Genomic DNA, 12,945 nt, shown 5'->3' with positions numbered 1-12,945 from the left:
ACGGGTCAGGTGATGAGGGGGAGGCAGGCGGCGGTGGTGTCGCGGACGCCGGGGGCGAAGGCGGCGCCGAAGAGGGCCGTGTGCAGGAGGTACATGGAGAGCTGGTGCAGCGGGGTGCGCTCGCGCCAGCCGTCGGCGGGGGGCCAGGCCTCGGCGTACGCCGACAGGATCCGCTCCAGGTGCGGCGCCCCGCCCCACAGGCCCAGGTAGGCCAGGTCGGTCTCGCGGTGGCCGCCGTGCGCCGCCGGGTCCACCAGCCAGCAGCGCCCGTCGGCACCCCACAGCAGGTTGCCCGTCCACAGGTCGCCGTGGATGCGCGCGGGCGCCTCGTCACCGCCGACCCGGTCCACGCCTGCGATCACCCGCTCGACGCGGGCGATATCGGCCTGCTCCAGCGCGCCGCGGTCCACGGAGAGCCGCAGGTACGCGGCCAGCCGCCGCTCGGCGTACCACGCGTGCCACGGCCCCGGACCGGGCGTGTTGTCCATCGGGGCGGAGCCGTGGAAGCCGGCCCAGGCCGCCCCGAACGCGGGTGCCCCGGCCCGGTGCAGCCCGGCGAGGGCGCGCCCGAACTCCTCGGCGGCCCGCGCCGACGGCTGCCCGTGCTCGATCCAGGCCATGCCGAGCAGGTCCGGCGTGTCGACCAGCACCTCGGGCACGGCCACCGTGCCCGTCTCGGCCAGCCAGCGCAGCCCGTTCGCCTCGGCGGCGAAGAACCCGCCCGGGGCCCGCCCACCGGCCTCGGGCCACGACTTCGTGAAGATCGACTCGCCGTCGTCGAAGGTCAGCCTGCTGGTGTGGCAGATCGACCCGCCGTCGACCGGGGTCTCCCGGATGCGCTGGTGATGCAGGAACGTCGGCAGCAGGTGCGGGTGCGCACGCAGGTAGGCCAGATCCACGGCTCCCATTCTGAGCCGCGCGGACCGCAGAGGTTGAGAAGGGCACCTTCTATCACGCAACGCGTGCTGGGCTGCCGCTCATCTCGCTGACGCGAGCTGAGGAAGGTGCCCTTCCGTTCAGGGCCAGGGGTGGATGGAGTGGGGTGGGACGGCGCGGTCCAGGGCGTCGGTGAGCAGGTGGGCCAGGGAGTACGCCGGGTCGGCGTGCAGGGCGCGGTCGAGGGCGGCGCGGGCCAGCACGCCGTTGCCGGCGCGCCAGGCGGACCAGGCCAGCAGCGCGGCGGGCGGGGCGGCGAGGGCCGGCTCGGCGCGGCGGGTGAGGTCCAGCCACAGCTCGTGCTGCCAGGCGGCGGCGTCGGTGCGCTGCCAGGCGTGGTCACGGCAGCGCAGGTCGTGCAGCAGCACGATGAGCCAGGCGGCGGCGTCGTCATCGAGGCGGCCGCCGGTCCCGGCCACGTCCAGCGCCGCCTCGACGGCTGCCTCCCCCGCCGTGACCAGGGCCGCGTCGCCGCCGTCGGCGAGCAGGGCGGCCAGGCGCTCCTCGGCCCGGTCGACGGCCTGGGTCATGGCGGCCGCGGCGAGGCCGCCGACCGGCTCGACCTGGCGCTCGACGGCGTCCCGGTCCGGCAGGGCGACCAGGCCCTCGTACGTGGCCATCGCCGCCGCGGCCGTGGCGCTCGGGTCGAACCGGGCGCCCTCCGCCGGGGTGCACCGGTCGCACTGCAAGCAGTGGTAGCGGTCGCCGTCCTGCAGCAGCACCTCGCGTACGTGGTAGCCCCGCGCGTCGAGCGCGTCGGCGGCGTGCCTGGTCGCGTCGGCCGCCCCGGCGCCGGGCCCGTAGCCGAGGAGCACGACCGAGCCGACCGCGTCCCGGCCCCGGCCCGCCGCGCGCAGCACCTGCGCGAAGCGGCGTACCGTCTCGGTGCGGGGCCCGGCGACGTCGGCGCGGGCAGCGACGACGATGCGGTCGCCGCGCAGTCCCATCACGACGACGCTGTCGGCCGGATGGAAGCCGAGCAGGTAGGGCGCGTATCCGAGCAGGTCGGCCCGCTCGGTGAGGCGGTAGGCCGGGGTGTCCGTGGTCATGCGGGCAGCCTCGCCGCCGCTGCCGCACGGGAACAGCGATGATCGTTTTCCTGTGGACGACACGCCGGTCCGTCCACAGGGCCGGGGGAGGTGCGATGAGCGCGTACGCCGCGCTGGTGCTGGCCGGAGGCGCGGGCCGCCGGATGGGCGATCCCGCCAAACCGCTGCTGCCCGTGGGTGGGGTGCCGATGCTGCGGCGCGTGCTCGCCGCGGTCGCCGCCGCCCGCCCGCTGATCGTGGTGGGCCCGCCGGAGCTGGCCCCCGAGCTGCCCGAGCACGCGGTGCTGACGCGCGAGGAGCCGCCGGGCGGCGGTCCGGTCGCCGCGCTCGCCGCGGGCGCCGCACACCTGCCCGCGGCGGGCCTGGTCCTGATCACCGCGGCGGACCTGCCGTTCCTGACCGCCGATGCGATCGGCGCGCTGGCCGACAGCCTCACCGGCGAGACGGACCGGAGTGCCGCGCCCGGCGTGGCGCTCTTCGTGGACAACGGCGGGCGGCGGCAGCACCTGTGCGCGATGTGGCGCATCGCCGCGCTGCGGGCCGCGCTGCCGGCCGACCCGCACGGGGCGTCGATGCGGAGGCTGCTGGACGGCGTGGACGTGGCGCAGGTGGCCTGGGCCGGGGACGGCCCGCCGCCGTGGTACGACTGCGACACCCCGGACGAGCTGGCGCGGGCCGAGCGCGCCGGCCGGGAGGATCGAACCGTCGCCGCCGGCGGCGACGAGGAGGACGAGGAGGCACGCCATGAGCGTCGACCTGCATGACTTCACCGAGGCGGCCTGCGCGGAGCTGGGGGTGCCCCGCGCCGACGTTGACGTCACGCTGATCCTGGACCTGGCCCGTGACGTCGCGCACAACACCGTACGGCCGGGCGCCCCGGTCGGGGCGTTCCTGCTCGGCCTGGCGGTCGGCCGGGGCGGCGATCCCGCGGAGCTGGCCGCCCGCTTGAGCGCGCTCGCCCAGCGTATGGGCGCCGCCGAACCGTCCTGACCCCTCGGATGCCATCGACGCCGATCGGCGCGTAATCGGTTTCTCGCGTCAAAAGGCCGACTACGCGAACAGTATTCCGGTCGGTAATGTCTCGGTGACGGAGGAACGTGGTTTGTCCACAGGCATCCCGGGGGATGAGCCAGGTTCGACGAGGAGGCGTGCCGATGTCGGAACTGTCGAACCCGGGCCTGGCCGAGGCCGGGCTGCTGGACGAGCCCACCACCGCGGACCTGCATGCGAAGGTCGCCGAGGCGTGGCGTGACTTCGCCCGCGCGCTGGCCGGGGTCCTGCCCGCGCTGCCCGTCGGGGCCGAGCTGGAGCTGGCGCTCGACCCGACCGCCTCCGGCACCGGCTCAGCGGTGTACGGCGTGAGCGTGGAGCACCTCGTCGACGGCACCCTGCAGGCGCGGGCGGTCAGCAACGCGAATCTGCCCGAGGGCTTCCGGCTGGAGCGGCCCGCGATCGCCGCGATGGTCGCGCTGGGCTGGTCGCCGCCCGGCGTGGTGGCCGGCTCCCGGGAGAACTTCGGCATGACCGGCGCGCCGGACGCGCTGGCCGCGGTCATCACCCGCACGCTGCGCGACGTCTACGGTGCGCCGCACCCGGCGTTCCTCGTCTACGAGGCGCACGACCAGGAGGAGGAGCCGGTCGCCGTCGAGCCGCTGGCCACCGCCCGGCACGAGTCCACCGTGGACGCGTTCCTGCCGTCCATCGACTCGCTGGACGCCAGCGGCCTGGACCTGGCCGACCGGGTGCGCATCGTGGTGTCCGCGATGCTGAAGACCGACCCGGACGCGCTGCAGGTGGACGGTGACGGCGACATCGGCATCCGGGCGGGCTCGGCGATGGTGTTCGTCCGGGTGCGCGACGAGCCGCCGCTGATCGACGTGTTCTCGCCGGTGCTGACCGACATCGAGCCGGGCGAGAAGCTGTTCGTGAAGCTGTCCGAGCTGACCAACCGGATGCCGATCGGCCGGCTCTACTGCACCTCGGGCACCGTGTGGGCCTCGATCCCGGTGTTCGGCCGCGACTTCCAGGCCAGCCACCTGGCGCTGGCGATCCAGGTGATGACCGGCCTGGCCGACGAGCTGGACGACCGGCTGCACGGCGAGTTCGGCGGCAAGCGCTTCTTCGGCGAGGGCGACAAGCCCGCCATCACCCCGCCGTCCGAGACCCGCATCGGCCAGTACCTCTGACCTCTGCCTTTTCGTGAACGAAGCTCCCGCCGCGTTGTCCCAACAGCGTGGCGGGAGCCTCGTTCACAGGGTGATTACAGCAGTACCCGCGCCAGGGCCGGGCCGGGGGCGGCCAGCGGGGTCGCCACGGCGACCGTGTCGCCGACGACCCAGAGGGTGTCGCCGACCACCAGGGAGCGCCGCGGATAGCTGAGTTCGGCCCGGCTCACCTCGCCGATCTTCTCCAGCCGGTCGCTGCCCACCCGGTAGACCAGCGCGCCCGCCCGCTGCCCGCCGTCGTACGCCATGTACGGCACGACCAGCATCCGGGTGTCCGGCCAGTACAGGAACGCGTGCGGATCGTGCTCGGCCTCGCTCCAGCCGTGCGCGATCTTCTGCTGGTCCAGGCGCTTCGGGTCGCTGCCGCCGACGTCGAACAGCGACACCTGCAGGCCGGTGGTCCTGCCCTGCTCGGTGGCGTCCTGCCCGACGCCGAGCAGCCGCCCGCCGTCCAGCGGGTGCAGGTAGCTGCTGAAACCGGGGATCTTCAGCTCGCCGGTGAGCCGCGGGCGGGCCGGGTCGCGCAGGTCCACGGCGTAGAGCGGGTCGGTCTGCCGGAAGGTCACCACGTAGCCGGCGGGCCCGAGGAAGCGCACCGCGTAGATGCGCTCGCCCTTGCCCAGCCCGCCCAGCTTGCCGAGCTGCCGCAGCTGCCCGCCGTCGCGGCGCAGTGTGTACACGGTGGACTCGCTGCTCGGCTGGCTGCCCCACGGCTGACCCGTCGTGGTGGCGGCCCGCAGCACCCCGTCGTGCTCGCTGAGCGAGTACTGGTTGAGCAGCCAGCCCGGCACGCTGCCGGAGGCGGCGAAGACCGGCCGCGGCCCGGTCACGTCGAACATGTACAGCTCGGTGCGCCCGAGTGCCTGGTCGCCGCGCCAGCGCTCGTCGTGGGCCAGGTACAGGTGCGGGCCGCTGCCGTAGACGGTGTTCGCGTCGGCCAGCACGCCCACCGGCGCGCCGTCGCCGAGCGCCCGCCCGGCCGCGAGGTCGAAGCTGAGCACGGTCACCGTGGCGGTGCCGCTGAACCGGTCCGGGCGGCTGACGTCGCCGCAGTCCAGCCGCCCGGCGACCCCGTCACTGGTGTACGCGGGCAGCCACTTCTCCAGTGGCGCCTGGTCGATCAGCTTCCGGTTGGCGGCGATGCGCTCGGAGTCGGTGAGCTTGTCCCGCCACGGGAACTCGATCAGCGGGTGCGACGTCACCACGACCCGCACGACCCCGCCGACCATCCGCGAGTCGGTCAGCTCGGCGCCGATCTCGTAGGAGCCGGTGACCTTCGGCGCGCCGGTCAGGTCCACCTGGCGTACCCGGGTGGCGGACATGCCGGGCCGCATGCGGGCGCTGTCGGCCAGCCCGCGGGCCGCCGGAAGGTCCCAACCCGCCGGGAGGCCCCAGCCTGCCGTGAGCACCAGCGCCCGGTCACCCTGTAGAAGCAGCTGGTGCGAGCCGGGGCCGAGGTGCAGCGAGCCGGTCGCCTGCCGGGAGGCCGCGTCGATGACCCGCAGCGTCTCGCCGAGCACGGTCACGATGCGGCGGCCGTCGGTCTTGACGATGTCCGGCTCGTCGACCCCGGCCTCGTGCGTGTTCGTGCCGGAGTACGCGGGGGCCGCCTTGTCGGACAGCGCCTGCGGGCCCCCTGCCGCCCGCATCCCGCTGTCCGCCGCTGTCGCCCACATCATGCCGCCGTGGTCGAAGCCCCAGGGCCGCACCGCCTCCTTGGCGGCGGTGCGGACCGACTTGAGCAGTTCATCGCAGGAGTCGTACGCCACCAGCCGTAACTCCGGGGCGGGTCCTGGAGTCGGCTCCTCGGCCGATCGCGGCGGCTCGTCGGTGACCGTGCAGCCCGCCAGGAGCAGCAGCGCCGCCAGACACAGCACAGTTCGTCTCATGCCCGTCTTCGACGCGCCGCCGGGCGGTCCGGCTCCCGTCGCGCCGGGCAGCGCCGGGGACGGCCTCAGTCGACCAGGCGGGACAGCACGATCATGCTGCGGGTGCTGGTGATGAAGGGCTCCGCGCGCAGCCGCTCCAGCGCCTGCTCCAGGTGGGCGATGTCGGCCGCGCGCAGGTGCACCAGCGCGTCGGCCTCGCCGGAGACGGTGTACGCCCCGACCACCTCCGGATGGCGGCGGGTGGCCTGCGTGATCTGCGCCGGGGTGGTGCGCCCGGTGCAGAACAGCTCGACGAAGGCCTCGGTGCCGCCGCCCACCGCCGCCGGGTCCACGACGGCGGTGAAGCCCTTGATGACGCCGCCGGAACGCAGCCGGTCGACCCGCCGCTTGACCGCCGGAGCGGACAGCGACACCACCGAGCCGATCTCGGCGTACGTGGTGCGCGCGTCGCTCAGGAGCGCGGCGATGATCCGCTGGTCAACGTCGTCCAACTGCACTACCCGAGGGTAGCGAGGTCGCTGATCAGCACGTTCGACAGGATGGGGCCGTCCTTCTCGACCTTGCGCAGGTACCACTTCTGCTGCGGCGAGCGGTTCTGGTTGAACTGCCAGTTGCCGCGCGGGCTGATCACCTGGCCGACGCTGGACAGCAGCGAGTTGATCCGCTGCGAGGTGATGGTGCCGTCCCCGGCCAGCGTGAGCGCCTGGTCCAGCACCGCCGCCGCGTCGTAGGCGGCGACCGCGAACGCGGTGGGCGTGCGCTGGTACTTCGCCTGGAACAGCGACGAGAAGGAGTGGTTGGCCACGTTGTTCAGGTCCGCGGAGTACTGCATCGCGGTGTAGAGGCCGCGGCCGCCGTCGCCGAGCGCGTCCAGGGCGACGCCCTCGGCCACCACGCCGGGCGCGTACAGCGGCAGGCCGGCCAGGGCGCTGCCGCCGGCGTTCCGCAGCGCGTCCTTGAAGGCGTCGAGGTGCGTGCTGGGCAGGTTGCAGAAGATCGCCCGCGGGTTCTGGTTCTTGATCTGGCCGGCGGCCGCGGCGAACTCGGCCGCGGTCGGCTTGATGCCGGCGCGCACCGTGATCGGCTCCTGGAAGCCGGTGCCGTAGACCTGCTGGAAGCCGTTGAACAGCTCGGCGGTCGAGCTGCTGCTGACGCCGATCAGGCTGACCCGGCTGCCACCCATCCGGCGGCGCAGGTAGAGCGCGATGGCGCGGGCGGGCTCGTCGCTGAGGAAGGCGGTGCGCCAGATGAAGTTCGAGCTGGGCATGCCGGCCGGGGTCGCGTGCGTGGCCAGCAGCGGGACCTTCGACTCCTCGACCTTGTCGCGGACGGCGGGCAGCAGGTCGGGGTTGGCCACCCCGGCGACGGCGAGCACGTGCTGGTCGAGCAGCCGGCCCAGGGCGTCGCCGCCGGACTTGGGAGTCTCGCCCTCGTCCTCGACGATCACCTGCACCGGGCGGGAGCCGAGCATGCCGCCGTGCAGGTCGAGGTAGAGCCGGAAGCCGAGTTCGAGGTCGGCGCCGATGGCCTTGTTGGCTCCGGTGGCGGGGACGAGCAGACCGATGCTGACGCCGCTCCGGCTGGTCGGCGTCGAAGAGCTGCCGCAGGCAGCGAGCCCGCCGGTCGCGCCGGCGACACCGACACCGGTCAGCAGACGAAGCAGCCTGCGACGGTCAAGGCCGTCCAATGTGTCCTCCAGAGTGGCATCGGCCGGACGCGAATTTCGCGATCCGTCCGTCAGGGGTGACGCCGAACGATGTGGGCACGTGCTCCTTTGACCCACTGTGGCGTTCTACCGTGTCCCGGGACTCTCGTCAATGATCAACATTGTCGCTTGTCTCGGGATCTAGGATGGGTGGGTTCGCCGCCTGAGGAGGTCCGCCGTGAGCCAGCAGCAGCCCGACGAGAAGAGCGTAGTGGTCGTCGGCCCGGACGGCCGTCCCATCGGCACCGTTGAGGTGACCGCGGACGGTGCCACCGGCCGCGAGGACGACCCGAGCCGCCTCATCGAGCAGCCCGCCAAGGTGATGCGCATCGGCAGCATGATCAAGCAGCTGCTGGAGGAGGTCCGGGCCGCGCCCCTGGACGAGGCGGGCCGCAAGCGCCTCGTCGAGATCCACCGCCGCTCCGTGGACGAGCTGGAGGACGGCCTGTCCCCCGAGCTGCGCGACGAGCTGGAGCGCATCTCCGTCCGGTTCACCGAGGGCACCACGCCGTCGGAGGCCGAGCTGCGGATCGCCCAGGCCCAGCTGGTCGGCTGGCTGGAGGGCCTGTTCCACGGCATCCAGGCCGCGCTGGTCGCGCAGCAGATGGCCGCACGCATGCAGCTGGAGCAGATGCGCAACATGCCCGCCCTGCCGCCGGGCGCGCACCCGGAGCCGGGCAAGACCACCAGCACCGGCCAGTACCTCTGATCGTGCGCGAGGCGCCCTTCCCGCCCATCGGGGCAGGAAGGGCGCAGCCGTCTCAGCCCTCGCGCTTGAGCAGGCTGTCCAGGTAGACGGCGACGCCGTCGCGGTCGTTGGAGAGGGTCACCTCGTCGGCCAGGGCGAGCACCTCCGGGTGGGCGTTGGCCACCGCGACCCGGTGTCCCGCCCACAGGAACATCGGGATGTCGTTCGGCATGTCCCCGAAGACCAGCACGTCGGCGGGGTCGATGCCCAGCTCCGCGGCGACCACGGACAGGCCGGTGGCCTTGTCCACGCCGGGCGGGGTCACCTCGACCCAGCCCAGACCCGAATGGGTGAACGCGGCCGTCTCCGGCGGCACCAGCTCCCGCGCCGTACGCAGCAGCGTGTCCGCGTCGGTGTCGTCGGTCTTCACGAACGCCTTGATCACGTCGTAGCAGAGCGACTCCTCGCGCGGCCGGGTCACCAGATCGTCCGGGTACGGCCAGTCGGTGACGTCGTCGCCCCACAGCGGCGCCCGCTGCGCGTCGAGCACCTCGACCAGCAGTTTCACCCGTCCCAGCCGGGCCTCCAGCGCCGCGACCAGGCCGGCGACCACCGTGCCGGGCAGCCGCGCGTCGCGCAGCACCCGCGGCGCGGACGGGTCGCGCAGGTCCAGCACCCGCCCGCCGCCGCCGAGCACCAGCAGGTCGGCGTGCGGCAGGTCGACCCGGCTCAGCTCCTCCAGCCGGGGGCCGCGGCCGGTCGCCCCCACGATGGGGATGCCGGCCGCGCGCACCCGGTCGAAGACCGCGTGGGTGAACCCGCTGACGGTCTCGTCGGACCGGACCACCGTGCCGTCCAGGTCCGTCGCGACCAGCTTGGGCAGGCGGACCGGGTGCAGCGCGTGGCTGCGCGGCTCCGCCTGCCGTACGACGTCCCGCTCCGGCACCTCGGTGTGCCCCGAACCCCCGTGGTCGGGCACGCCGGTCAGGCCCCGGCCTTGACGGGCTCCAGCACGTCGCGGCCGCCCACGAAGGGCTGCAGCGCCTTGGGCACCCGCACCGAGCCGTCCGCCTGCTGGTGCTGCTCCAGGAGCGCGACCATCATGCGGGTGGTGGCCAGGGTGCCGTTCAGCGTCGCGGCGATGTGGGTCTTGCCGTCCGCGTCGCGGTGCCGCGTGTTCAGCCGCCGGGCCTGGAACGTGGTGCAGTTCGAGGTCGAGGTGACCTCCATGAACCGGTTCTGGGTGGGCAGCCAGGCCTCGCAGTCGAACTTGCGCGCCGCCGACGAGCCGAGGTCGCCCGCGGCCACGTCGATCACCCGGTACGCCAGCTCCAGCTTGCCGAGCATCTCCTCCTCCCACGCCAGCAGGCGCAGGTGCTCCTCGGCGGCCTGCTCGGCGGGGCAGTACGAGAACATCTCGACCTTGTCGAACTGGTGCACCCGGATGATGCCGCGGGTGTCCTTGCCGTACGAGCCCGCCTCCCGGCGGAAGCAGCTCGACCACCCGGCGTAGCGCAGCGGCCCGGCGTTCAGGTTCAGGATCTCGTCCTTGTGGTACGCCGCGAGCGGCACCTCGCTCGTGCCGACCAGGTAGAGGTCGTCGGCGGGCAGGTGGTAGACCTCGGCCGCGTGCGAGCCCAGGAAACCGGTGCCCTCCATCGACTCCGGCTTGACCAGCACCGGCGGGATGACCGGAGTGAATCCGGCTTCGACCGCCTGCCACAGGCCCATCTGGAGCAGACCGAGCTGCAGCAGCGCGCCGACGCCGGTGAGGTAGTAGAAGCGGGCGCCCGACACCTTCGCGCCGCGCTCGGTGTCGATCGCCCCGAGCCGCTCGCCCAGCTCCAGGTGGTCGCGCGGCGAGTCCAGCGCGGGGCGCTCGCCGACCTCGCGCAGCACGACGTAGTCGTCCTCGCCGCCGCCGGGCGCGCCCTCCTGCACCACGTTCGCGATGGCGAACTGGGCGTTGCGCAGGGCCGTCTCCGCCTCGTTGACCGCGGCCTCGGCCGCCTTCACCGCGGCCGAGAGGTCCTTGGTCCGCGCCAGCAGCGCGGCCTTCTCGTCGCCGGCGGCCTTGGGCATCAGCTTGCCGAGCTGCTTCTGCTCCGCGCGCAGCGCCTCGAAGGACGCCACCGCCGACCGCCGAGACTCGTCGGCGCGCAGCAGGTCGTCGACGGCGTCGACGGAATCGCCGCGCAGCCGCTGGCTCGCTCGTACGGTGTCGGGGTCCTCACGGAGCAGACGCAGATCAATCACGTCGAAAAGCGTACCGGCCCGCGTTCGGAGCTTCGCGTCAGTATTGCCGTCGGGTTCTGCGCGTGGTGTCGTCGTGCGGCTCCGGTGCACCCGGCAGTCTGTCGATCAACGGTTGCGCCACTTGAGCGGCGAGATGGTGAGAGCCGCCTCGGCGATCGACTTCGCCGTCTCCGTGCGTAGCGCATTCCGCGACGAGATGATCCACCCCTCGACCGCGGCGTTTCCGGCCATCCGATACTCCACGGCCTGCAGGAGGCATTCGAGCTTGTCGGCATCATGCGCGCAGACGGCTTCGGCTGTCTCCTGAGACTCGTACTCGGCCACCGCCTCGCGAACGGTCATGGCGGCACGGTCCGGCAAAGCTGCGGTCTGATCAGCGGTGATCTTCTGGGGATCCGGCTTACTGAGGTATGCCCGCGCCGTATGCGGCAGATCCCCGGTCCGGGTCTCTTGCGAGTCGTGCCAGATCGCCATCATCGCCGCTCGCGCGGGATCGGCACCCTCCTCAGCGGCGATCAGTGAGGCAAGCTGCGCGACCCGGAGGCTGTGCTCGGCGACCGACTCCGGGTCGCGGATGCCCGCGTGCCACCATCCTGCGCGACGCATGGATTTGAGCACCCCCAGCTCGAAGGCAAGCTGCGCCAAACCCGCCGCCTTCGCTTCGTCAGCCGCACGTGCCGGGGCAGCGTCGTCCACGTTTCCGCTCCTTGCTGTCACGAGAGTCGCAGACCGTAGGCTACGTCAGACAGCTTCTGCCTGGCGGCGCCTGTGAGCGGTGCGGCGCTCAGCTCTTCGATCTTGCGTTGGGCGGCGGCCCGCATCGCCGGAGCGCCGGCGACGACTCTCGGATTGACCAGCAAAAGCTGCCACAGGGTGTGCACGTAAAGCTCTACTTGCTCAGAGTCGTCGGCTAGGCGCTCGACCAGGTGGCCGAAGAGCACGCTCCCGATCCCTCGCCGAGGGTCATTCGAGATCATGAAGGTGTCGTCGGTATAGGTATGTGCACCTTCGCCGACCCAGTACGTCCAGTAGTTGAGGTTGGCGGTTGCATGAAGCTCATCCCTCAGGCCGGTCGCCACGAAGTCGATGAGCGGCTCCTGCTGCCCGTACCGCGCCAGAGCGACCGACGCGGACCGAACCGAGACCCATGACGGCACGTCATTGGTCGCCCGCGCCTGCTTGAGCGAACGGCGGTGCTCACCGAGCAGCCAGTCTGCTGTTGCCGGATTCGTGTCGAACGCCAGAAGATATATCGCCTGCCTCCGCATGAGGGAGTCGGCCTCACCACGGCATTCGTCGGCGATCCGTAACAGGTGAGCGAAGAAAAGTGAACGCTCTTCTGCCCCGAACTCCGGCCATGAGCTGGTTGGTCCTCGCCGACGTGGACTGGGCTTCACCAGGTCGGCAAAGCTGTGAGGGGAGGGAGCCGGTCAACGTCCACGTGATCAGATTCGTCAGGTTGCGTCGATGGACGGTGGCGGCCAGCGGATGCCCGGCAGACACGATCGGCTCACCGGCACCGTGCTGGATCGCAGAGTCCATCACGAGATCCGCTTCTATCGCATCACGCAGCACGTCAAAGAGTTGAGGGTTTGCGCCTCGGTGGATGAGGCGTGCACGAAGGGCCGCCAGATCGGAAACCCGGAGCGATGTGACGGGTCGGCGTCCCGATTCCCAGCCTTGGACGGTCGCAAGATCAATATTCAGCACTTCGGCAAGCTGGGCCTGCGTCAGGTCGAGCGACTCTCTGATCAGCTTCATGGTGTAGCCGCTTGTCAGCCCGCGCCTACCGGGCAAACCTCGACTGCCGTGCAGTCTTCCCGCTGATGATCGCATAGAAGAAAGCCTGATTCTGTGCGACGAAGCTATGACTACCCGTACCACTCGTCAGTCTACATGCGCCGATGTCATCGATACCGTCCTGGTAGTCGCCATTTGCGCACCGTAAGTGGCGGTCGAGGGAGGTCCCTGCCGTCGGTGGTCATGAGACGGCGACGGTAGGAGACCCGGACTGACGGGCGCGCCCACTCGCACCGTGGGCGCGTCCGTCTCGGACATCGGGAGACTCATGAACGAGAGCCGTGACTCGCTGGTCGAGCTGGTTGAGGAAGTGCTCATGAGCCACACGCCCAGCGCCATGGGCATGTGCCGCGCCTGCAAGCAGCACTGGAGCCGCCTCGTGTGGCACCCATGCACC

14 protein-coding genes are annotated in these 12,945 nt (G+C 72.0%); 4 read left to right on the top strand and 10 right to left on the bottom strand.

Annotation, left to right across the window (positions count from 1 at the left end; translation table 11 throughout):
* Positions 1–5: 5 nt before the first annotated feature.
* Positions 6–899: a fructosamine kinase family protein gene (locus tag Cba03nite_RS29025; RefSeq protein ID WP_203752851.1), complete on the bottom strand. Its 894-nt coding sequence runs from the start codon at positions 897–899 to the stop codon at positions 6–8.
* Positions 900–1,016: 117 nt separating this feature from the next.
* On the bottom strand, positions 1,017–1,985 hold the full coding sequence (locus tag Cba03nite_RS29020; RefSeq protein ID WP_203752848.1) for a DUF4192 domain-containing protein: 969 nt from the start codon (positions 1,983–1,985) through the stop codon (positions 1,017–1,019).
* Positions 1,986–2,080: 95 nt separating this feature from the next.
* Between Cba03nite_RS29020 and mobA the strand changes: the two genes are divergently transcribed.
* The 3 genes from mobA to Cba03nite_RS29005 all read left to right on the top strand — a co-directional run bounded on the left by mobA (position 2,081) and on the right by Cba03nite_RS29005 (position 4,171).
* Positions 2,081–2,749, top strand: a complete 669-nt coding sequence (gene mobA, locus Cba03nite_RS29015; RefSeq protein WP_203752845.1) for a molybdenum cofactor guanylyltransferase — start codon at positions 2,081–2,083, stop codon at positions 2,747–2,749.
* Entirely contained in the window at positions 2,730–2,975 is a 246-nt protein-coding gene (locus Cba03nite_RS29010; protein WP_203752842.1) for a DUF6457 domain-containing protein, read from the top strand. Before mobA ends, Cba03nite_RS29010 begins: the two co-directional genes overlap by 20 nt.
* Before the next feature lie 164 nt (positions 2,976–3,139).
* Positions 3,140–4,171: a T3SS (YopN, CesT) and YbjN peptide-binding chaperone 1 gene (locus Cba03nite_RS29005; protein WP_203752839.1), complete on the top strand. Its 1,032-nt coding sequence runs from the start codon at positions 3,140–3,142 to the stop codon at positions 4,169–4,171.
* 74 nt (positions 4,172–4,245) lie between these two features.
* Here the strand turns inward: Cba03nite_RS29005 and Cba03nite_RS29000 are convergent, their stop codons facing one another.
* The 3 genes from Cba03nite_RS29000 to Cba03nite_RS28990 all read right to left on the bottom strand — a co-directional run bounded on the left by Cba03nite_RS29000 (position 4,246) and on the right by Cba03nite_RS28990 (position 7,786).
* The gene (locus Cba03nite_RS29000; protein WP_203752836.1) at positions 4,246–6,099 is read right to left on the bottom strand and encodes a beta-propeller domain-containing protein; all 1,854 of its coding nucleotides are present in this window, start codon (positions 6,097–6,099) and stop codon (positions 4,246–4,248) included.
* 65 nt (positions 6,100–6,164) lie between these two features.
* On the bottom strand, positions 6,165–6,596 hold the full coding sequence (locus Cba03nite_RS28995; RefSeq protein ID WP_203752834.1) for an Lrp/AsnC family transcriptional regulator: 432 nt from the start codon (positions 6,594–6,596) through the stop codon (positions 6,165–6,167).
* Complete coding sequence (locus tag Cba03nite_RS28990) at positions 6,596–7,786, bottom strand: ABC transporter substrate-binding protein (RefSeq protein ID WP_203752831.1); 1,191 nt, start codon at positions 7,784–7,786, stop codon at positions 6,596–6,598. Before Cba03nite_RS28990 ends, Cba03nite_RS28995 begins: the two co-directional genes overlap by 1 nt.
* 196 nt (positions 7,787–7,982) lie before the next feature.
* Here Cba03nite_RS28990 and Cba03nite_RS28985 point away from each other — a divergent pair, with 196 nt between their 5' ends.
* A complete protein-coding gene (locus tag Cba03nite_RS28985) occupies positions 7,983–8,513 on the top strand; it encodes a bacterial proteasome activator family protein (RefSeq protein WP_275411624.1) in 531 nt (176 codons plus the stop codon).
* Positions 8,514–8,565: 52 nt separating this feature from the next.
* On the opposite strand, the gene Cba03nite_RS28980 is transcribed toward Cba03nite_RS28985, so the two are convergent.
* From Cba03nite_RS28980 to Cba03nite_RS28960, 5 genes are all read right to left on the bottom strand, one after another.
* Entirely contained in the window at positions 8,566–9,390 is an 825-nt protein-coding gene (locus Cba03nite_RS28980; protein WP_203753007.1) for an HAD family hydrolase, read from the bottom strand.
* Positions 9,391–9,476: 86 nt separating this feature from the next.
* Positions 9,477–10,748 carry a serine--tRNA ligase gene (gene serS / locus Cba03nite_RS28975; protein WP_203752829.1) on the bottom strand — a complete coding sequence of 424 codons (1,272 nt, stop codon included), beginning with the start codon at positions 10,746–10,748 and terminating at the stop codon, positions 9,477–9,479.
* 105 nt (positions 10,749–10,853) lie between these two features.
* Positions 10,854–11,444, bottom strand: a complete 591-nt coding sequence (locus Cba03nite_RS28970; RefSeq protein ID WP_308442767.1) for an HD domain-containing protein — start codon at positions 11,442–11,444, stop codon at positions 10,854–10,856.
* A 17-nt stretch (positions 11,445–11,461) separates the two neighbouring features.
* Positions 11,462–12,016, bottom strand: coding sequence for a hypothetical protein (locus tag Cba03nite_RS28965; protein ID WP_203752827.1), 555 nt, complete (start codon positions 12,014–12,016; stop codon positions 11,462–11,464).
* Between the two features lie 13 nt (positions 12,017–12,029).
* On the bottom strand, positions 12,030–12,509 hold the full coding sequence (locus Cba03nite_RS28960) for a helix-turn-helix domain-containing protein (protein WP_203752826.1): 480 nt from the start codon (positions 12,507–12,509) through the stop codon (positions 12,030–12,032).
* Positions 12,510–12,945 lie beyond the last annotated feature (436 nt).

This window comes from Catellatospora bangladeshensis (assembly GCF_016862575.1).
GTDB lineage: Bacteria > Actinomycetota > Actinomycetes > Mycobacteriales > Micromonosporaceae > Catellatospora > Catellatospora bangladeshensis.
The sequence above is the reverse complement of the archived record's forward strand: the minus strand, read 5'-3'. Positions and strand labels throughout refer to the sequence as shown.